This window comes from Pseudomonas sp. NGC7 (genome assembly GCF_047159675.1).
GTDB classification, from domain to species: domain Bacteria; phylum Pseudomonadota; class Gammaproteobacteria; order Pseudomonadales; family Pseudomonadaceae; genus Aquipseudomonas; species Aquipseudomonas kermanshahensis.
In genome coordinates, this window is record NZ_BAAFZY010000001.1 from 5,290,772 (window position 1) to 5,309,202 (window position 18,431).

The window sequence follows — 18,431 nt, forward strand, 5'->3', positions numbered from 1 at the left end:
TACCGGGTGATATTTCACCCAACGATACTGCAGCATCACGGCCTGAGTAAGGGGACTGTAGCAATGCGTGTGGCGTTGAGTTTGCGAAACACCAGTACATTCCCCCCCATCACCAACGTCATCCCCAACAGCGCCGGCGCCGTCCATTGATACCCTTCGACAAACGCCGACACGTTTAAGGCCACCAGCGGGAACAGCACCGTACAGTAGGCTGCCCGCTCGGGGCCCATGCGCCCGACCAGGGTCAGGTAGGCGGTGAAGCCAATCACCGAACCCGGGATCACCAGGTACATCAGCGAGCCGATGTAGCGGGTGTTCCATTCCATGGCGAAGGGAATGCCGTTGAACAGGCAATAAACCGTCAGCATCGCCGCGCCATAGACCATGCCCCAGGCATTGGTGGTCATGGGCTTGAGCCCTGCTTTCTGCTGCATGCTCGACAGCATGTTGCCGGCCGAGAAGCACAGCGTACCGAGCAAAGCCAGGCCTAGGCCGTACAGGGTTTCGCGGCTGGCGGCATGGTGGGACAGTTCGGGCCAGAACAGCAGGCCCAGGCCCAGCAGCCCCAGTGCACCGCCACCCAGCACGTTGGCAGCGATCTTCTGGCCAAAGAACACCCGGGCGTTGAGTGCGTTCCACAGGGTCGCGGTGGAGAACACCACGGCGATCAGGCCGCTGGCGATCCACTGGCTGGCGGTAAGGAAGCACATGAAGTTGACGCAGAACAGGCACAGGCCTTGGGCCAGGCAGATCAGGTGGCCGCGGCGGTTCATGGGTTGCAGGCGACGGGTGAGCAGCAGGATGGCGAACAGGATCAACCCGGCCAAAGCGAAGCGATAGACGATGGACACCGGGATGGCGACCACGCCCAGTTGCAGTTTCAGGGCAATCCAGGTGGTGCCCCAGATCAGGACGGTGAGCAGGTACAGGGACAGGTTCATGTGGGTGGTTCCTTGGGCCTTTCAGAATCGGTGCCCGACGCTTCGCGGGGCCAGCCCGCTCCCACAAGTACCGAGCAGTCTTCGATTTCTGTGGGAGCGGGCTTGCCCCGCGAATCGAGGGCGCAGCCCTCGCCGAGGCCCTCAGTGTTCGCCCTCCTGGCCCTCCCCGCTTGCACAAACTTGCGCTTTTCCAACCCAGGGAGCTGTCAGCGCAACGCAAGCGCAGTACGATGGCCCCAGAGGAATCGCCCATGACCCCACTCTCCCAGCTGCACGTCTTCAACGCCATGCACGCCTCGCCCCACGCCCGCTTGGAGCTGAGCGCGCACCTGGGTGACGGCTTGGCTGCGGCGCTGTGGCGCAACCGCGACGATGCCCGCGATTACCAGGCGCCCAGCCATCACACGCTGTCGTGCTACATCGCCGATGGCACCGGCACCTTCCGTCGCCAGCGCCCGGCCGACAAGGGCGCACCGAACAAGCTGTGCATCATGCCGGCTGGCCATGAGTCGAACTGGGTGGTCAACGGCGCGATCCGCCTGGCGCACCTGTACGTCAGCGAGGCGCAGTTCGCCCTGGGTTGCGTGCGCCTGCTGGACCGTGAGCCGCGGGAATTGCAGCTGCAGGAGGCGACGTTCCTCGATGACCCGCAACAGTCGGCGCGCTTTCGCCAGTTGATCAACCTGGCCTGGGACGAGCCCGGCGAGCGCCTGCTGGCCAGCAGCCTGGCGCATGAAATCGTCGACCACGCAGTGCTCAGCCAGGTTGGGTTACGTCAAGGGCTGCGCCTGAAAGGCGGCTTGGCGCCGAACCTGCGTCGGCAGTTGGTGGAATACATCGAGGCGCACCTGGACCAGCCCATCACCCTCGGTAAACTGGCCCTGCGCTGCAACCTTTCCGAGTACCACTTCGCGCGCATGTTCCGCACCAGTTTCGGCTTGCCGCCACACCAGTACCTGCTGGCACGACGGCTGCACCGTGCTTGCCAGTTGCTGCGCTTGGGTCACCTGCCGCTGGGAGAGGTGGCGTTGCTGTGCGGGTTTGCCAGTGCCAGCCATTTCAGCAACCGCTTCCGCCAGGCATTCGGAGCGACGCCTGGCGACTATCGCACAGCCTTCAGCCCTTAGAACTCGAAGGTGCTGGACAGGCTCACCTGCCGCGCATCGCCAACTGCGACAAAGTACTGGTTAACTGCCGAGCTGTAGTAAACCTTGTCGAACAGGTTCTTCACGTTCAACTGCAGGCGCACGTTGTGTTCGTCGAGCTGGGTCTCGTACGTGGCAAACGCATCGGCGACGGCATAGCTGGGCAAGTCGAAGGTGTTGGTCGAGTTGCCCGAACGCTCGCCCACATAACGGGCCCCAGCACCAAAGCGCAGCCGGTCGCCACCGAACACGCGGCCAAAGTCATACACTGCCGAGAGTGAGCCACTGTGCTTGGCCACGTTCTGCAGGCGGTTGCCTTCAAGGTCCGGGTCTTTGGTGACCTTGGCATCGGTAAAGGCATAACTGCCGATCAGGCTCCAGCGTTCGCTGAGCTGCCCGGTCAGGTCAAGCTCCACACCGCGTGAATTGACCTCGCCAGCATTGCTGTAGACCGTCTCGCCGGTACCCGTGTCGAAGTTGGCGACCAGCACATTACGCTTGGTGATGTCGAACAGCGCCAAGGTGCCGGTCAGGCTGCCTGGCATGTCGAGCTTGGCCCCCAGCTCCCACGACTTGCCCTCTTCGGGCGCTACCGACGCATCCAGCACCACCCCGCCGGTCAACGGCGCAATGCTGGAGTTGGGCTTGAACGACTCGCTGTAGCTGCCATAGAACGACAGCTGGTCATCGACCTTGTAGACGATGCCGGCATGCGGCACCCAGGCCTGGCCGCTAGTGTCGGTATTGGCTTTGAACGGGCGACCGCGGCCGGCGTATTGGTCGAACTGCTGGAAGCGCGCCCCGGCCACCAGTATCCAGTGCTCGTCCAGGTGCAAGGCGTCCTGCACGAACAGCGCGTCGGTGCGCAGTGTGTCGGTCTGGTCGCTGTCGCTGGCGCGCACGCTGCTGCCCTCCACTTCCTGGCCGTAGACCGGGTTTTCATAGCTGAAGGTAGACTGCGCCGTCTGGCGGATCAGGTCGCCACGAAACACCTTGCGGTCTTCGTGATCGAGGCCGAACAACAGGTCATGCTGCAGGCCGCCCAGCTCGACGTTGCCCGCAAGGCTCAGGGTGGCGAACTGGTCGCGGCTCATGGCGTTGTGCGTGCCGTCGATGCTGCGCGTCAGCGTGCCCGTGGCTTCGTTGACGCCCGTCACGCGGACCTGGCTGGCGTCGTAGGTCTCGCGGTTGAAGCTGTAGCCGAAGTGCAGCTTCCAATCGTCGGCCAATTGATGGTCGACCTCCAGGCGATACAGGTCAGAGCGCCCTTCCATGTCGTTGAACGGCTCATCCAGGCGACGCGTGGCCGGAATGTCCAAGGGGTGGCCGTTGCTGCCAAAGGCGGTGCCGCGGTCGAACGGGTAAAGAAACTCGCGGTGCTCGTACGCCACCACCACCTGGGTGTCCTCGCCCAGCCAGGCCAGCGACGGCGCCACCAGCGATTCGCGGTGCACACCGAAGTTACGCCAGTAGTCCTCATCTTCGTGGTCGACGATCAGGCGGTAGGCGAAGTTGCTGTCGCCGAGTGCGCCGGTGCTGTCGAAACCACCACCGCTGCCATTTTTGCCGCTGCCGTAGGTCGAGCCACGCACCGTCAGGGCGTTGTACTGCTGCAGTTGCGGGCGCTTGCTGACCACGTTGATGACCCCGCCTGGGTCCTGGATGCCATACAGCAGCGAGGCCGGGCCCTTGAGCACTTCGACCCGCTCGGTGCTGGCATTAAGGCTGCGGCCCTGCACGATGGGCATACCGTCACGCATGATCGAGCCGTCGCGGTTGTCGCCAAAGCCGCGCTTCATCACGGTGTCGGAGGTGCCGCCAAAGTTGTTGCCCTGGGTAATGCCGCTGACGTTGGTCAAGGCATCATCGAGGTTGCGCGGGGCCTGGTCGCGAATGACCTGGGCCGGGACCACGTTGATGGCCTGGGGGATGTCCTGGTTCGGGCCCTGGCCACGCATGATCGAGGCCGTGGCTGGGGGCTGATAGCTGTAGGCGTCCATCTGCGAGGTCACGGTGGTGGCCTGCAGGTTGAGTGCACCGTCGCTGCTCACGGCTTCGAGGGTGAAGGTGCGGGCATCGACGCGGCGCCAGGCCAGGCCGGAAGTGCCCAGCAATTGCTGCAGCGCCTGCTCTGCGCTGAAGGTGCCGTTGAGGGCAGGTGCCTGCTGGCCAGAAAGCTCGAGGGTGTACACCACGCTCTGGCCGGTGGCTCGGCTGAAGGCATTGAGCGCCTGGGCCAAAGGTTGGCTCGGCTGGGCAAACGTGTACGCCTGTACCTGCTCGGCCGCCCCGGCCAGCGGTGCGATGGCGATGACAGGGAACACCGAAAGGCCGAGCCAGAGGGGGACGCAACGCGGGGTGAACTTCATGGACGCTGACCTGTAAGTGGGTGTTGATTGCGAATGAATCGCACTTCCACTCATTACACGGATGCCACGGCCTGTTACCTCATCCGTTATTTGAATTTTTTCCTGGGCCGGCCTCTTCGCGGGCAAGCCCGCAGGTTCTGGTACAGGTGCCTAATGGATAATCGTCAAACGCCCCAAGACGGTCTGCCGGGAAAAGCCCATCACGTTGCCCAGTGAGTCGAGCGCTGCCAAAGGCGCTTGCACCGGGAAACTGCCACTGACCTTACGCTGCCCCAACTCACCCTCGAGCAGCAGGATGCGCCCCGGGTAGTACCGCCCGAGGTCTTCGACCACCTGCGCCAGCGGCACCTGGTAGTAATTCAGCCAGCCCTGGCGCCAAGCCAGGCGGCTCTCGCTGTCTACGCTCACGGTGCTGCCCGCATGGCCGTGCACGTAAGCCAGCTGCTGATTGGCCGTCAGTTCACGGGCGACCACGCCTCGCCCCGGCGTCACCGCGACCCGCCCACTGCGCACTGTCACCTGCGCGCCATCCCCCTGCTCACGCACCTCGAACTGGGTGCCCAGCACCCGCACCTCACCGCCTGCGGCAGCGACCAGAAACGGCTCGCCGGTGTGGGTGACCTGGAAGAACGCCGCCCCGCGCAGCAGCCGCACACGGCGCTCGCCCTGGGCGAAGTCGACCGTGATTGCGCTGCCTGCATCGAGTGTCACCTGCGATTGATCGGCCAGGGTCACCTGGCGGACGTTGCCGGCGCTGCTGTAGTCGGCCTGCAGGTCCTGCAGCCAGTAGCCAGGGTGCCACCCCCCCACGATGCCAACCGCCAGCACCAGGCAGGCTGCAACCGCCAAGGCAGCGACGCGTTGGCGCCAACGGCCTCGGGCAGGCGCCTTGGCCATGGCATCCAGGTACTTTTGCAGGCCCTCACGCTCTTCATCGGCCAGCCGCGCCGCTGGCGCCGCGCTCATCTGCCACAGCGCCTGAGCCTGTGCGTACGCCTCTCGATGCCCCGGGTCGGCCAGCAACCAACGCTTGAACGCCGCACCTTGGGCTTGCTCAGGCTGTTCGTTGATGCGGCTCAGCCACTGCAGCGCGGCCTGTGACTGCGCGGCAGTGATCGGATTCGGACGGCTCATCGACGGGCGCTCCCTGGCCTGCGTAGGGTGGAAACGGGCTCGGCGACACTCGCCTTGCACGCTTCGAGGGCGCGCATCATATGCTTTTCAACGGCGCTCTGGGACAGTTGCATGGCCGTGGCGATCTCGCTGTACGTGCAGCCGTGGATACGATTGAGCAGGAAGATCTGCCGCGTGCGATCGGGCAAGGCACGCAACGCAGCCTCGATGCGTTGCAGGTCGTGATCGACCTCCAGGGCTTGCTCAGGTTCTGCAGCGCTGGACTGCTCATCCACGGCTTGCGTGGCTTCAGCCACGCGCTCGCGGCTGCCTTCGCTACGCAGGTGGTCGATGGCAAGGTTGCCGGCGCAGCGCAAAAGGTAGGTGTCCAGTGCTTCCACCTTGACCTCGGGACGGCGCCAGAAGCGCAGGAACAACTCCTGGACCAGGTCCGATGCCGTGGCCCGGCAACCGACCCGGCGGCTGACCAATGCCTCCATGCGCGCACGCTGCGCCAGAAACACCTGCACGAAGCGCGCACGGCCGCCAGTGTGGTCAGCGTCTGGCTCGATCACGTCACCCGGCTCGCTCACGGCGTCACACAGCAAGCACGGCCAACAGCGGGCCGAGCACCACGCTGACGGCAGCCAGGCCCAGCAACAGGCGGGGCTGGTACGGCAGGGCGAACACCCACAGGGTCACCCCCGCCATCAACACCGCTATCCATTCCACCAGGCCATGCGCCCACCCCCGCATGTGCACGCTGAGTACCAGCGACAGCACCAGCAGCAGCCAGCCACCGACGCGCAGCACACGCAACTGTTGCGCCTGGGGTTTGCGCCCAAGCAGCTCCTTGAAGTGTTTTTCCATGGCCAGGCACAGGGCGACGAAGCCCGCGAAGCCGATCAGCGCACTACCTAGCATCCGCTCACCTCGCCGCCCTCGACCGTCGGTTTTTGGGCCGCGCGTGAGGCGCGCTTGGTAACCGGCTTTGCCGGGCGCAGCATTTTGCTGGCCGTCCACGCCAGGAACACGCCGGTGGCCAGCGCCGTGAGGTCGAACCCGGCCATGGCCCAGTCGCCAGACCGCAATGACTGATCGAGGCCCTGGCCTGTGGTCAGGCCATTGAGCAGCGGCAGCAAGGCGAAGGCCAGCGCGCCCAGCGCCAGTTGCTCGCCCCAGGCGCGGCGCCCGGATCGCAGCACGGCATGCACCAGCGACAATGCCCAGACCAGGAAGAACGTGTTGACCTCCCAATCGGCGCGGCCCTCGGCAGCCACAGGGATCAGCCGATTGGCCCAGAAGAACCCTGCCACCGCCAGCAGCAGGCCACTCATGCTGGCAATGTTGAGCACCTCGACCAAGCGCAATTCGCCGGGCATGTGCGCGCTCTTGGCATGCTTGAGCTGACGCTTGCCCAGCCACATCACCAACCCTGTGCCGATGACTGCTGTGCCGGCCACGCCGAAGACAAAGTACAACCAGCGCAGCCAGGGCCCGGCGAAATTGCCCATGTGCAGGCCGGCAAAACTGAAGGCCGTCATCATCGCCCCGCTCTCCGGTGCACCCTGGGCCAGCAGCGCGCCGCTGGCGCCGTCGAAGGTCCAGTGGGTGCTGCGTCGGTAGGCGACGTTGTCGGCCGAGGACTGGGTGAAGGTGACCCGGGCGTTGCGGTCACCGGGGTTTTGCAGCTGGATGAAACCGATGCGTGCACCCGGCGCCAGTGCCTCGACTTTGGTGTACAGCGTCGGCAACGGCACCAGGGGCGTCGCGACGTTGGCAGCCTTGGGCGCATCGTCGCGGCCGAACAGCTCGTTGAAGTACTCGCCGGTATTGCCGCCATAGCTGGCCAGAATGCCGGCAGGCATCACCATGTACATGAACAGCACCAGGCTGCTGTAGCTGATCATCAGGTGGAACGGCAGCACCAGCACGCCGATTGCGTTGTGCCCGTCCAGCCACGAGCGCTGGCCTTTGCCAGGGCGGAAGGTGAAGAACTCTTTGAAGAGCTTCTTGTGGGTGATGATCCCGGTGACCAGGCCCAGCAGCATGATGAAGGCACAGAACGTCGACAGCCAACGGCCGAACGGGTACGGCATCTCCAGCTGGAAGTGGAAGCGGTAGAAGAATTCGCCGCCACGGCTGTCGCGCGCCTCGACTGGCTGGCCAGTCTGCGCATCGAGGCTTTTGCTGACAAAGCCGCGGCGCCCTGCCTCGGGGTCGCGCCAGCCCACGTTCAGCGCCGCCTCGCGCGCGTTGGGCAAGCGGATCATCCAGTTGCTGGCGTGCGCGGCATTGGCCTCCAGGTAGCGCTGGGCCAAACCCAGGCTGTTTACCGGGTCGAGCGCATGGCTGCGCACCTCGGGCTGGGTCCAGTGGTTGATCTCGTCCTTGAAGTACGAAAGCGTGCCGGTGAGGAAGATGGCGAACAGCAACCAGCCGAAGATCAGGCCGGTCCAGGTGTGCAACCAGGCCATGGCCTGGCGAAAGCCTTCTTTCATGGGTTTTTCATCCAGTAGGCAAAACCGCTGACCGCGCCCAGCACCACGCTTGGCAACAGCACGCCCCACCAGGCACGCCAGGCGCTACGGCAAGCGAAGCACCAGATGAACGCCAGCACGTAGAAGACGAACGACAACAGCAAGCCCGTGAGGGTCGCGTCGACCCGTGGCAAGGGCGCCAGCAGGGCGATGCTGACACTGGCCATGGATGCCAGCAGATAACCACCCAGCGTTGCAGCCAGGCAGCGTGAGGCCACGGCCAGGCGGTAATTGAGTGGAAGACCGGCGGCGTTGCGCTTCATGGCAGAGGTCCGGGCATTTTCGGGGCTGCAATAATAATGATTTCAATTCGCATAAGCAAAATATTGCCGTGGCTTCGCCGCCCATCGCTGACGAGGCGGCGATGCGGCCCTGGAGGATTGCCGAGCGCCGGGCCGACCACTACAATGCGAACAATTCTTACTTCCAATCGCGCATTCAGGCGCCGGAGTATCCACGGTGTCCAGCGCCCTTTCCTCCGCGGTCGAAGGCCTCTATCACGCCCATCACAACTGGCTGACCGGCTGGTTGCGCCGCCGCCTTGGCTGCCCACAGAGTGCCGCCGACTTGGCGCAGGACACCTACGTACGCCTGCTTCAGGCACGCGAAACACCGCAACTGATCGAACCCCGGGCGTTCCTGGCCACGGTCGCCAAGCGGGTGCTGTGCAATCACTTCCGGCGCCAGGAACTGGAGCGCGCCTACCTCCAGGCCTTGGCCCAAGTGCCGGAAGACGTGGCACCGAGCGAAGAACAGAAAGCGATCATCTTCGAGACGCTGCTGGAGCTCGACCGCCTGCTGGATGGCCTGCCAGCGCTGGTCAAGCGTGCCTTCCTGCTGGCGCAAGTCGACGGCCTGGGCCAGGGCGAGATCGCGCGTGAGCTGAACGTGTCACTGGCCACGGTCAAACGCTACCTGAACAAGGCAGCCATGCGCTGTTATTTCGCCCTGTGAATGCGCAGTTTTCCCCGCAGGTAGCCGAGCAAGCCGTGCACTGGCTGATCGAGTCTCAGGGCGATGAGTTTGACCGGGCCCAGCAGTTGGCGCTGGAACACTGGTTACAAGCCGACCACGAGCACCAGCGCGCCTGGGCGCATATTCAGCAGGTCAATCAGCGGCTACACGGGGTGGCTTCGCCCGTGGTGCATGCGACGCTGCAAGCGCCGCCATCGGCCGCTCGACGGCGTGCGCTCAAGGCCCTGTTGTTGCTCGGTGTGGCCAGTGCCACAGGGTTGGGGCTGCAGCAGCACAACCCGTTGCCAGGGCTAATGGCCGACTACCGCAGCCCGGTCGGCCAGCGTCGGCGGCTGAACCTGGAAGACGGCAGCCTGCTGCAACTCAATACCCGTAGCGCCGCCGATGTGCGCTTTGATGGGCACCAGCGGGGGGTGCGCCTGCTCGAAGGCGAACTGGCGCTGGAGGTGGCCAAGGATGCCCGGCCCTTGCTGCTGAGCACCGGCGAAGCTGCGCTGCAGTTGGACAGCGGCCGTTTCAACGTGCGCCAGTACGACGGGTTCAGCCTGGTGTCGGTGTTCAGTGGCGTCGCCACTGTGTCGGGTGAGGCCTTGCTGGCAGGGCAACAGGCCCGATTGGGGGGCAACGGCTGGCGGGCGGTCACAGCGCTGGACCGCAATGCCGGGGCCTGGGTCGACGGCATGCTGGTAGCGTCGCAGATGCGCCTGGGGGATTTCCTGGCCGAGCTCGGCCGCTACCGGCAGGGGCAACTGGGGTGCAGCGAGCGGGTCGCCGACTTGCGGATTTCCGGGTCTTACCCGCTGGATGACAGTGAGCGAATTCTGCAGATGCTGGAGGTGGCATTGCCGGTGCGGGTGCGACGGTTTACCCGGTACTGGGTGACGGTCGATAGCCTGACGTGAGGTTGCCGGGCCTACACGTAAAGCGCCACCCTCGCAATCACTACAGCCGTGGGAGCGGGCTTGCCCCGCGAACACCGGCGAAGCCGGTGCCATGCACCGCGTAGCCCCATTCGCGGGAAAAGCCCGCTCCCACAGGGTCCTCACAAGGTCTGAGCCTGCGCAGTTACCTGTGGGCGCTGGCTTGCCGGCCATAGGCTGCACAGCAGCCGCAGATTTTTTGCATTCACCTGAGCCATTTCCCAACGTTCGCGTGACAGACAAGGCAAACCCTTTCTCTCAGGACCTCACCCATGCCGTTGCGCCCCAGCCCCCTCGTCCACGCCCTGCTGCTCGCCACCACCCTCGGCCTCGCCAGCCCCGCGGCCCACGCCGAAGCGCGCACTTACCACATCGCCGCCGGCTCCCTTGAAGACGCCCTCAACCAGTTCGGTCGCGAGAGCGGCGCATTGATTTCGTTCGGCTCGCAACTGACCCAAGGCATGAACACCCCAGGCCTGGACGGCCAGTACGACGTGCGCCAGGGCCTCGACGCGCTGCTGCGCGGCAGTGGCCTGCAAGCCCGGCAAGAAACCGACAACGCCTTCAGCCTGCAGCCGCTGAGTGCCGCCAGCACCAGCGCCGCCGTCGAGCTGGGGGCCTCAACGGTGGTCGGCGACTGGTTGGCCGAAGCCCAGCAAGACAACGTCTTCGAACACCCCGGCGCCCGCGACGTCGTGCGCCGTGAAGCCTTCGAGCGCAGCGGCGCCACCACCGCGCGCGAAGTGCTCAACCGCATCCCGGGGGTGAATGCGCCAGACAACAACGGCACCGGCAGCCATGACCTGGCGCTGAACTTTGGTATCCGTGGCCTCAACCCACGCCTGGCGTCGCGCTCCACCGTGCTGATGGACGGCATCCCAGTGCCGTTCGCGCCGTACGGCCAGCCTCAGTTGTCACTGGCGCCGATCAGCATGGGCAACATGGATGCCGTGGACGTGGTGCGCGGCGGCGGCGCGGTGCGCTATGGCCCGCAGAACGTCGGCGGCATCGTCAACTTCGTGACCCGTGCAATCCCCGAGGAGGCCACCTTCAAGGCCGCCATGCAAAACCAGATCAGCCCGTCCTCGAGCCACGACGGTTTCAAGAACAGCGCCAACCTGCTGGTCGGCGGCACCAATGCCAACGGCCTGGGCGGCGCCCTGCTCTACTCTGGCACCCGTGGCGGCGACTGGCGCGAGCACAGCGACACGCAGATTGATGACCTGATCCTCAAGGGCAAACTGCAACTGGATGAGGCCAATAGCCTGCACGCCATGGCCCAATACTACGAAGGCGAAGCCGACATGCCCGGCGGCCTGAGCACTGCCGATTTCGATGCCGACCCGTACCAATCGACGCGCCTGAAGGACAAGTTCTGGGGCCGTCGCACGCTGGTCAACGTCGGCTACGACTACAAGCAGGACGACCGCCAGTTCAGCGTCAACAGCTTCTTCACCAAAACCCTGCGCAGTGGCTACCTCGACCAGGGCAGCTTCGTTTCGCTGTCGCCGCGCGAATACTGGGTGCGCGGTATCGAAACCCGGTTCTCCCAAGGCGTTGCGCTGGGTGAAAGCTGGCACGAACTGGGCATCGGCTACCGCTATGTCAACGAAGCCGGCCACGAATTGCGCTTCCGCGAACCGGTCAACGGCGACCTGCCGACCACTGCCAGCCGCAACGACCGCGATACCCGCGGCAGCACCGAAGCCCACGCCATCTACCTGGACGACCGTATCGACATCGGCCGCTGGACCATCACCCCGGGCGTACGCTACGAGATGATCGACTCCGAACAGAGCAACACGCTCAATGGCCAGCGTTACCAGGGCAGCTACAACACCGCGTTGCCGGCGTTGAACGTGATGTACCACCTCACCGACAGCTGGAACCTGTATGCCAACACCGAGGGTTCGTTCGGCAGCGTGCAGTACAGCCAGATGCCCAACCGCGTCAGCAGCGGTGAAGTAAAACCCGAAAAAGCCCGCACCTGGGAAGTCGGCACCCGCTACGACAATGGCGACGTGCAAGCGGAGATCGGCGCGTTTCTGATCAACTTCGACAACCAGTATGAAAGCAACCAGACCAACGATTCGGTGATTGCACGCGGTGAGACCCGTCACCAAGGCATCGAGACCAGCATCCGCTATGCCCTCGACGGCCTGAGCCCGTCACTGGCCGGCTTCGACGTGCATGCCAGCTACGCGTTCGTCGATGCCACCATCCGCGAAGACGGCCCGAACAAGGGCAATCAGGTGCCGTTCTCTTCACGGCACAAGGGCACCTTGGGCGTCGGCTACACCGAAGGCCCGTGGCAGTTGGACCTGGATAGCAGCTTCCAGAGCAGCCAGTATGCCGACAACGCCAATACCGGCGAGGAAAGTGCCGATGGCAGCACCGGGCGTATCCCCGGCTACATGCTGGTCAGCACCCGCGCCGGGTATGACTTTGGCCCGCAGATGTCGAACCTGAAGGTGGCGGTAGGCGTGAAGAACCTGTTCAACCACGAGTACTACACGCGTTCGTTCGACGACAACAACAAGGGTAAGTATGTGGGTGAACCACGGACCCTGTACGTGCAGACCTCGGTAGCCTTCTGACGAAACCCGGGGGTCGCTGCGCGGCCCTCGCCTTGCAGTTGCAACAAGAAATTTATTTTCAAAAAGGGCTTGAAATCATTCCGCCGTTGCCTGACCTTAGAGTCAAGAGGCGCAGAAATTCCAAGGGTCTCAAGGGCCTAGGCACGCCTCCATGCGAGCAAGCTGAATAAGGATTGAATCATGCAAATCCAGGTCAACAGCAGCAACCATATCGAAGGTAACGCCCGGCTCGACGAGTGGGTCCGCAGTACGCTGGAAAGCTCACTGGAACGTTACGAGGACGACCTCACCCGCATCGAGGTGCACCTGCGCGACGAGAACGGCGCCAAGCCCGGACCGCATGACAAACGTTGCCAAATGGAGGCTCGCCCGAAAGGCCACCAACCGATTTCCGTGACCCACACCGCCACCTCGCTGGACCAGGCGGTCGATGGCGCCGCCACCAAGCTCAACCACGCGCTTGAACACTTCTACGGCAAGTTGCGCAGCAAGCGCGGCGTGCTGGAGCTAAGTGACCCCGACGCCTGAGGGTGGTAACAAAACGCCCGGCCTAGTGCCGGGCGTTTTCGTTTCTGTCGATCAACGGCGCTGAACCAACGCGCGCTCATGCCGGTCAACCCCTGCACTCAATCGCTGCAGAATGCATGACCATGAACAACCCCTTCGCACAGATCAGCGCCGCCTTCGCCCCCGAGTACCGGGTCAACCTGAGCATCGTCGACCTGGATGGCAGCATCATGCTCACCCTTGCCGACGACGCTGGCGTGGTCGCCAAGCGCCTGATCAGCCAGGCTCAGCGTAACGACCCGGTGCGCTTGCAGCGGGTCATCGACAGCATCCGCCTGGGCCTGGCCATCGAACTGAGCCAGAACCCGATGCAAGTGCTCGCCGCACTCACCCGCGATGCGCAGCATGCACCGCGTCATTTCGTGGCCAACTGAGGGCTACTTGCCCTCGTCCACTTCCTTGCCATTGGCATCCAGCACCTTGGTCGAGGGGTAACGGTACGACGCGTAGCGCACCACCAGGATCGAGAACGCCAGCAACAGGATGCCACCGCACAGGTACAACAACCCCTCGTCCGGCGCCTTGTGGTGCGACACATCGCCGATCAGCAGGCGCGTCAGTGCGGTGATCGCCACGTACAGCAAAAAGCGGATGGGCATGTGGTTGGTCTTGAAGTAGATCCCGACCATAGCCCCCAGCTCCAGGTAGATGAACAGCAGCAGGATGTCATCGACACTGACCCCGCCCTTGCCGAGCATGTCCAGGAAGGTCATCACCGCCGCGTAGGCGGTGATGGCGCCAATGCCGAATAGCGCCAGATAATGGAATGCCTCGACGCACAGGTTGCCCAGCGAGTCAGCCGAGCCGTGCAGGCCCTTGCGCAGCTTTTCAGCCCATTTGATGTTCACGATTGTCCCATTCCCCGATACGCCATGAAGGATGATGCGTCACCTGTGTGACGCTTGTGCCATGCAGTTAAAGGGCCAGGCCCTCGCCTTGGAAGGCGACCGATTGCCGCAAGGCACCTGTGGGCTACGCTTTTGCCGGAAGATTCTGGTTGCGCAACGATGCCCAATGCCATTACTGTATAAAGATACAGTAAAACGCAACCCAACCAGCAAAAAGGCATAGAGGTGATGAATGGCCGTCGAAGTGGTGTACCGCAGCAGCCGCGACCCGGAGCGCTTGTTCATGGATAAGGCCGAAGCAGATCGTCACGACAAGATGCTCGAACTGGCCGAGCGCCTGGCAGAAGTGCTGCACAAGGCGGTGCCATCGCTGACTGAGCAACAGGTCGAAGAAGCCGGTATCTACATGGCCAAGAACCGCGACGTGTTCGCACGGGCGTTCAAGAGCCAGCCAGATGCGTTGGCAGAGTTGCTCGAAGGCCAAGCCCAGTAAGAGCAGCCTTGGGCTGCTCCTACAGGGGAAGCGTCAGGCTTAGCCGTAGAGCAGCCGCTCTGCGAGCATCTGCGCCACCCGCGCCGGCGAGCGCTTCTCTGCCTGGGCATGGCCAAACACTTCGGTGAGCCGCGTAGGAATGCGCGCCAGGTGCGCGGTGATGGTCCCCAGGTCTTCGCCCCGATGGGTCAACGCTACGTAGATCAGCCCACCGGCATTGATCACATAGTCGGGCGCATACAGTATCCCGCGCGATTCCAACTGGTCGGCAACCTGCAGGGTGGTCAGCTGGTTGTTCGCCGCCCCCGCCACCGCCGCACAGCGCAGCTGCATCACGCTCTGCCCGTTCAGCACAGGCCCTACGCCACACGGGGCGAAGATGTCACAGGGGGTGCTGATCAAGGCATCGTTGGTCACCGGGTGGGCATTGAACTGCTCGACCGCCAACCGCACCCGCCCGGGGTCCAGGTCGCTCACCAACAGCTCTGCACCCGCCGCGTGCAGTTGCTCGGCCAAGGCATAGCCGACGTTGCCCAGCCCTTGTACGGCCACCCGCAAGCCTTCCAGGTTGTTACTGCCCAGCCGTGCTTTCGACGTGGCGCGGATGCCGGCGAACACACCCATGGCGGCATGGGGCGAAGGGTCCCCCGAGGCTGTTGTGCTGGTCACATGCGGCGTGCTCTGCGCGATGCAGTCCATATCCACCGTCGAGGTACCGCTGTCCACAGCCGTGATGAAGCGCCCCTGCAAGGTATCGACGAAACGGCCGAACGCCTCGAACAGCGCAGCGCGGTTTTCCACATGGGGGTTGCGCATGATCACAGCCTTGCCGCCGCCCAAGGCCAAACCGGCCAGCGCGGCCTTGTAGCTCATGCCCTGGGCCAAACGAATCGCGTCGACCATGGCGCTCTCGTCATCGGCGTAAGGCAGGTAGCGACAACCGCCCATGGCGGGGCCCAGCTGCTCGCTGTGGATCGCCACCACCGCCTTCAGCCCCGTTGGCGGGTCGATGAACAGGTGCAGCGATTGGGTACGGGTGCTTTGCATTAGCGCGAACATCGACGGGCTCCCCAGCGAGGTGCTCCTATCAGTATAGGCAGGCCCAAGTACGGGAAGCCTCGGTCAGACCACTGGACGAAACCGCGCGCCACAGCTAATAGTTAAACGTGTGTGGAGAAGCCCCATGAAGCCACGTCAAGCCTGCCTGGCCTGCCTGGAACGCGAGCCCGTCGCCCTGCTGGAAGCCGCATTGTGGATGGCCGCCGAGCACGACCGTAGTGTCGAGCCCGCGAACAGCCTTGCCCTGCTGCACGACCTGCACCGCGAGATCAGCGCCAACCTGCCGATGCTGCCCCTGTGCGAACTGGCCCAGCCGCTGCTGCGCCAACTCAATGCACTGGGCTTTCAACAAGATGAATATCACCCGTTGCGGCCGCACGCGGCGATGATGGACAAAGTGCTGCAGCGCCGCCGTGGCCAGCCATTGACCTTGGCCATCCTGGCCTTGGAGCTGGCTGGGCGCCTGTCGATCCCGCTTGAAGGCGTTGCATTTCCCGGCCATTTCCTGCTGCGCGTGCCCGGCGCCGACCACCTGCTCGACCCTTGCGGCGGCAGGCGCTTGTACCCCAGTGATTGCCGCGACCTGCTCGCCCGCCAGTTCGGCCCACACGTGCCGCTGAGTGCAGAGCACATGCGCACGGCCAGCCCTCGGCAAATGCTGCAACGCCTGTCACGCAACCTGCGCCAATTGCACATCAGCAACGACAACCACCTGGCTGCGTTGATCGACGCCGAACGGGTAATGCAGCTGGGCCCGGTGCAAGTCAGCGACTACACCACCCGCGCATCGCTCTACCAGTTTCTGGATTGCCCGCAGGCCGAACGCTTCGACTTGGAGCATGCCCTGCTACTCACAGAAGACCCGGTCCAGCGCCTGAAGCTTTCCGAGCGGATCGGCAAACTCCCGACGGTGAACCGTTCGATTCACTGAGCCGGGGTATCCGGCTGCTGCGAAGGATGCGCCTGGATGAACGCCGGGTGTTGGGCTGCCAGGGCGGCGACCCGACGAATGCGCGGGTAACCGCCGAGGTCGATGTTGAACCGCTCGGCAGCGTACACCTGCGGCAGCAAGTAGACATCCGCCAAGCCCGGCGTGTCGCCAAAGCAGAAGCCGTGGTCGCCGATCAGTTGCTCGACCGCCGACAGCCCTTGGCCGATCCAGTGCGCGATCCACTGGTTGACCTGAGGCTCGTCCTGCCCTGCCTGGCGCAGCTGGTTAAGTACGCTGACGTTGTGCAATGGGTGGATATCGCAGCCGATGATCGCTGCCACACCACGCACCTTGGCCCGCGCCTCGGCCGTGTCCGGCAGCAGCGCAGGGTGTGGATAAACCTCTTCCAGGTACTCGATGATCGCCGGTGACTGCACCAACAGCGCACCGCTGTCGGTGCGCAGGGCCGGTACACGGCCCTGCGGGTTCACGGCGACATAGTCCGCACCGCGCTGCTCGCCCTTGAGCAGGTTGACCGGCAAGGACTGGTAACCCAGCCCCTTCAGCGCCAGCGCGATGCGCACCCGGTAGGACGAGGTGGAACGGTAGTAGGTGTACAGCTCCATACCCCTGCCCCCTCAGTTGGCTGCGATGACTGTGCCGCGGCATTCGCCGAAGCCGATGCTGGCCACGCCATCACGCGTGCAACGGGCACGCAGGATGATTTCGTCGCCGTCTTCGAGGAACTTGCGCACCTCACCGCTGGCCAGCTCCACCGGCTGCTTGCCGCCCTCGGTGATCTCTAGCAGGCTGCCAAAAGAGCCTGGCGTTGCCCCCGACAGCGTGCCCGAACCGAACAGGTCGCCCGGTTGCAGTTGGCAACCGTTGACGCTGTGGTGGGCAACCATCTGCGCCACGGTCCAGTACATGCTGCGGGTGTTGCTCAGGGTCAGCCGGTGAGCCGCAATGCCTTGCTCGCGCATGCGCTCGGTCAGCAGCAGCACTTCCAGTTCGATATCGAACGCACCCTTGGCCTGGTCACGTGCATCCATCAGGTAGGACAGCGGCTGCGGATCGCCTTGCGGGCGCGCCGGCTGCGCAGTGCGGAACGGCTCCAGGGCCTCGGCCGTCACCACCCAGGGCGAAATGCTGGTAATGAAACTCTTGGACAAAAACGGCCCCAGTGGCTGGTATTCCCAGGCCTGGATATCACGCGCCGACCAATCGTTGAGCAGGCAGAAGCCGGCGACATGCTCGGCGGCATCACCCACCGGGATCGACTCACCCATGTCGTTGCCCTGGCCAATCCAGATACCCAGCTCCAGCTCGTAGTCCAGTCGCGCGCAGGGCCCGAAGCTTGGCTCGGTGTGCCCGGCCGGCAGGGTTTGGCCTTTGGGGCGGCGCACATCGGTACCGGAGGGGCGAATGGTCGAAGCGCGACCGTGGTAACCGATTGGCACATGCTTGTAGTTGGGCAGCAGCGGGTTGTCCGGGCGGAACAGCTTGCCGACGTTCTTGGCGTGTTCGATGCCGACATAAAAGTCGGTGTAGTCACCGATCTTGGCGGGCACATGCAGTCGGCAATCCGCGGCGGGGTAAAGCGCCGCTTTCAGCGCCGACTGGTGTTCGCTGTGTTCGCCGAGCAGCGCCAGCAGGCGCTCACGCAGGGCGACACGGGCGCCACGGCCGAGGGCGAAGAAGGCGTTCAACGCACCACCGCGGGTAGCCTCCACCGCAGCCTTGGCCTCGCCGTCGAACAACCCCGCAGCGAGCACCGCTTCCAGGTCAAGGATGGCATCGCCGATGGCCACGCCGCAGCGCAGCGCTTCACCCGGCCGACTGAAGATGCCCAACGGCAGGTTCTGCAGCGGGAAATCGCTGTGCCCGTTGGCATGCTCGACCCAGCTACGGGTAATGGCGGTCTGGTTCATGG

At 64.2% G+C, this 18,431-nt stretch carries 19 protein-coding genes; 8 read left to right on the forward strand and 11 right to left on the reverse strand.

Annotation, left to right across the window (positions count from 1 at the left end; translation table 11 throughout):
• Positions 1–35: 35 nt before the first annotated feature.
• A complete protein-coding gene (locus tag ACMCNM_RS23600) occupies positions 36–941 on the reverse strand; it encodes a DMT family transporter (RefSeq protein ID WP_412765530.1) in 906 nt (301 codons plus the stop codon).
• 251 nt (positions 942–1,192) lie between these two features.
• On the opposite strand from ACMCNM_RS23600, the gene ACMCNM_RS23605 reads away from it, so the two are divergent.
• Entirely contained in the window at positions 1,193–2,068 is an 876-nt protein-coding gene (locus ACMCNM_RS23605; protein ID WP_412765531.1) for a helix-turn-helix domain-containing protein, read from the forward strand.
• Here the strand turns inward: ACMCNM_RS23605 and ACMCNM_RS23610 are convergent.
• The 6 genes from ACMCNM_RS23610 to ACMCNM_RS23635 form a co-directional block, all read right to left on the reverse strand.
• Positions 2,065–4,455: a TonB-dependent siderophore receptor gene (locus tag ACMCNM_RS23610; RefSeq protein WP_412765532.1), complete on the reverse strand. Its 2,391-nt coding sequence runs from the start codon at positions 4,453–4,455 to the stop codon at positions 2,065–2,067. The two genes, ACMCNM_RS23605 and ACMCNM_RS23610, sit on opposite strands and share 4 nt — an antisense overlap.
• 150 nt (positions 4,456–4,605) lie before the next feature.
• Complete coding sequence (locus ACMCNM_RS23615; protein WP_412765533.1) at positions 4,606–5,589, reverse strand: FecR family protein; 984 nt, start codon at positions 5,587–5,589, stop codon at positions 4,606–4,608.
• Positions 5,586–6,161: an RNA polymerase sigma factor gene (locus ACMCNM_RS23620; protein WP_099430971.1), complete on the reverse strand. Its 576-nt coding sequence runs from the start codon at positions 6,159–6,161 to the stop codon at positions 5,586–5,588. The genes ACMCNM_RS23615 and ACMCNM_RS23620 overlap by 4 nt, the downstream gene beginning before the upstream one ends.
• A 4-nt stretch (positions 6,162–6,165) precedes the next feature.
• The gene (locus ACMCNM_RS23625) at positions 6,166–6,492 is read right to left on the reverse strand and encodes a DUF3325 domain-containing protein (RefSeq protein WP_265968530.1); all 327 of its coding nucleotides are present in this window, start codon (positions 6,490–6,492) and stop codon (positions 6,166–6,168) included.
• Complete coding sequence (locus ACMCNM_RS23630) at positions 6,486–8,069, reverse strand: PepSY-associated TM helix domain-containing protein (protein ID WP_412765534.1); 1,584 nt, start codon at positions 8,067–8,069, stop codon at positions 6,486–6,488. Before ACMCNM_RS23630 ends, ACMCNM_RS23625 begins: the two co-directional genes overlap by 7 nt.
• Positions 8,066–8,371, reverse strand: a complete 306-nt coding sequence (locus tag ACMCNM_RS23635) for a DUF3649 domain-containing protein (protein WP_275747284.1) — start codon at positions 8,369–8,371, stop codon at positions 8,066–8,068. The genes ACMCNM_RS23630 and ACMCNM_RS23635 overlap by 4 nt, the downstream gene beginning before the upstream one ends.
• Before the next feature lie 196 nt (positions 8,372–8,567).
• Between ACMCNM_RS23635 and ACMCNM_RS23640 the strand changes: the two genes are divergently transcribed.
• From ACMCNM_RS23640 to ACMCNM_RS23660, 5 genes are all read left to right on the forward strand, one after another.
• Entirely contained in the window at positions 8,568–9,062 is a 495-nt protein-coding gene (locus ACMCNM_RS23640) for a sigma-70 family RNA polymerase sigma factor (RefSeq protein ID WP_412765535.1), read from the forward strand.
• Positions 9,059–9,985, forward strand: coding sequence for a FecR domain-containing protein (locus tag ACMCNM_RS23645; protein WP_412765536.1), 927 nt, complete (start codon positions 9,059–9,061; stop codon positions 9,983–9,985). Before ACMCNM_RS23640 ends, ACMCNM_RS23645 begins: the two co-directional genes overlap by 4 nt.
• Before the next feature lie 290 nt (positions 9,986–10,275).
• On the forward strand, positions 10,276–12,600 hold the full coding sequence (fecA, locus tag ACMCNM_RS23650) for a TonB-dependent Fe(3+) dicitrate receptor FecA (RefSeq protein ID WP_412765537.1): 2,325 nt from the start codon (positions 10,276–10,278) through the stop codon (positions 12,598–12,600).
• Positions 12,601–12,780: 180 nt separating this feature from the next.
• Positions 12,781–13,128: an HPF/RaiA family ribosome-associated protein gene (locus tag ACMCNM_RS23655; RefSeq protein ID WP_027595269.1), complete on the forward strand. Its 348-nt coding sequence runs from the start codon at positions 12,781–12,783 to the stop codon at positions 13,126–13,128.
• A 122-nt stretch (positions 13,129–13,250) separates the two neighbouring features.
• Complete coding sequence (locus tag ACMCNM_RS23660) at positions 13,251–13,541, forward strand: DUF3509 domain-containing protein (protein WP_027595268.1); 291 nt, start codon at positions 13,251–13,253, stop codon at positions 13,539–13,541.
• A gap of 3 nt (positions 13,542–13,544) precedes the next feature.
• On the opposite strand, the gene ACMCNM_RS23665 is transcribed toward ACMCNM_RS23660, so the two are convergent.
• Positions 13,545–14,015 carry a phosphate-starvation-inducible protein PsiE gene (locus ACMCNM_RS23665; RefSeq protein ID WP_027595267.1) on the reverse strand — a complete coding sequence of 157 codons (471 nt, stop codon included), beginning with the start codon at positions 14,013–14,015 and terminating at the stop codon, positions 13,545–13,547.
• A 232-nt stretch (positions 14,016–14,247) separates the two neighbouring features.
• Between ACMCNM_RS23665 and ACMCNM_RS23670 the strand changes: the two genes are divergently transcribed.
• Positions 14,248–14,508 carry a YebG family protein gene (locus ACMCNM_RS23670; RefSeq protein ID WP_027595266.1) on the forward strand — a complete coding sequence of 87 codons (261 nt, stop codon included), beginning with the start codon at positions 14,248–14,250 and terminating at the stop codon, positions 14,506–14,508.
• Between the two features lie 39 nt (positions 14,509–14,547).
• Here ACMCNM_RS23670 and ACMCNM_RS23675 read toward each other — a convergent pair whose 3' ends face one another.
• Positions 14,548–15,567, reverse strand: a complete 1,020-nt coding sequence (locus ACMCNM_RS23675; protein ID WP_027595265.1) for a Glu/Leu/Phe/Val dehydrogenase family protein — start codon at positions 15,565–15,567, stop codon at positions 14,548–14,550.
• 124 nt (positions 15,568–15,691) lie between these two features.
• Here ACMCNM_RS23675 and ACMCNM_RS23680 point away from each other — a divergent pair, with 124 nt between their 5' ends.
• On the forward strand, positions 15,692–16,498 hold the full coding sequence (locus ACMCNM_RS23680) for a SirB1 family protein (protein WP_027595264.1): 807 nt from the start codon (positions 15,692–15,694) through the stop codon (positions 16,496–16,498).
• Here the strand turns inward: ACMCNM_RS23680 and maiA are convergent.
• Together maiA and fahA are read right to left on the reverse strand one after the other, a co-directional pair.
• Positions 16,492–17,124 carry a maleylacetoacetate isomerase gene (gene maiA, locus ACMCNM_RS23685; RefSeq protein WP_186702482.1) on the reverse strand — a complete coding sequence of 211 codons (633 nt, stop codon included), beginning with the start codon at positions 17,122–17,124 and terminating at the stop codon, positions 16,492–16,494. The two genes, ACMCNM_RS23680 and maiA, sit on opposite strands and share 7 nt — an antisense overlap.
• Positions 17,125–17,136: 12 nt before the next feature.
• On the reverse strand, positions 17,137–18,429 hold the full coding sequence (gene fahA, locus ACMCNM_RS23690; RefSeq protein WP_412765538.1) for a fumarylacetoacetase: 1,293 nt from the start codon (positions 18,427–18,429) through the stop codon (positions 17,137–17,139).
• Positions 18,430–18,431: the final 2 nt, after the last annotated feature.

Coding starts and splice junctions, on each gene's coding strand:
- ACMCNM_RS23660 (WP_027595268.1), top strand. CDS start 13,251: ATGAACAACCCCTTCGCACAGATCAGCGCCGCCTTCGCCCCCGAGTAC.
- ACMCNM_RS23635 (WP_275747284.1), bottom strand. CDS start 8,371: ATGAAGCGCAACGCCGCCGGTCTTCCACTCAATTACCGCCTGGCCGTG.
- ACMCNM_RS23670 (WP_027595266.1), top strand. CDS start 14,248: ATGGCCGTCGAAGTGGTGTACCGCAGCAGCCGCGACCCGGAGCGCTTG.
- ACMCNM_RS23615 (WP_412765533.1), bottom strand. CDS start 5,589: ATGAGCCGTCCGAATCCGATCACTGCCGCGCAGTCACAGGCCGCGCTG.
- fecA (WP_412765537.1), top strand. CDS start 10,276: ATGCCGTTGCGCCCCAGCCCCCTCGTCCACGCCCTGCTGCTCGCCACC.
- ACMCNM_RS23655 (WP_027595269.1), top strand. CDS start 12,781: ATGCAAATCCAGGTCAACAGCAGCAACCATATCGAAGGTAACGCCCGG.
- ACMCNM_RS23600 (WP_412765530.1), bottom strand. CDS start 941: ATGAACCTGTCCCTGTACCTGCTCACCGTCCTGATCTGGGGCACCACC.
- ACMCNM_RS23675 (WP_027595265.1), bottom strand. CDS start 15,567: ATGTTCGCGCTAATGCAAAGCACCCGTACCCAATCGCTGCACCTGTTC.
- maiA (WP_186702482.1), bottom strand. CDS start 17,124: ATGGAGCTGTACACCTACTACCGTTCCACCTCGTCCTACCGGGTGCGC.
- ACMCNM_RS23610 (WP_412765532.1), bottom strand. CDS start 4,455: ATGAAGTTCACCCCGCGTTGCGTCCCCCTCTGGCTCGGCCTTTCGGTG.
- ACMCNM_RS23630 (WP_412765534.1), bottom strand. CDS start 8,069: ATGAAAGAAGGCTTTCGCCAGGCCATGGCCTGGTTGCACACCTGGACC.
- ACMCNM_RS23605 (WP_412765531.1), top strand. CDS start 1,193: ATGACCCCACTCTCCCAGCTGCACGTCTTCAACGCCATGCACGCCTCG.
- fahA (WP_412765538.1), bottom strand. CDS start 18,429: ATGAACCAGACCGCCATTACCCGTAGCTGGGTCGAGCATGCCAACGGG.
- ACMCNM_RS23680 (WP_027595264.1), top strand. CDS start 15,692: ATGAAGCCACGTCAAGCCTGCCTGGCCTGCCTGGAACGCGAGCCCGTC.
- ACMCNM_RS23625 (WP_265968530.1), bottom strand. CDS start 6,492: ATGCTAGGTAGTGCGCTGATCGGCTTCGCGGGCTTCGTCGCCCTGTGC.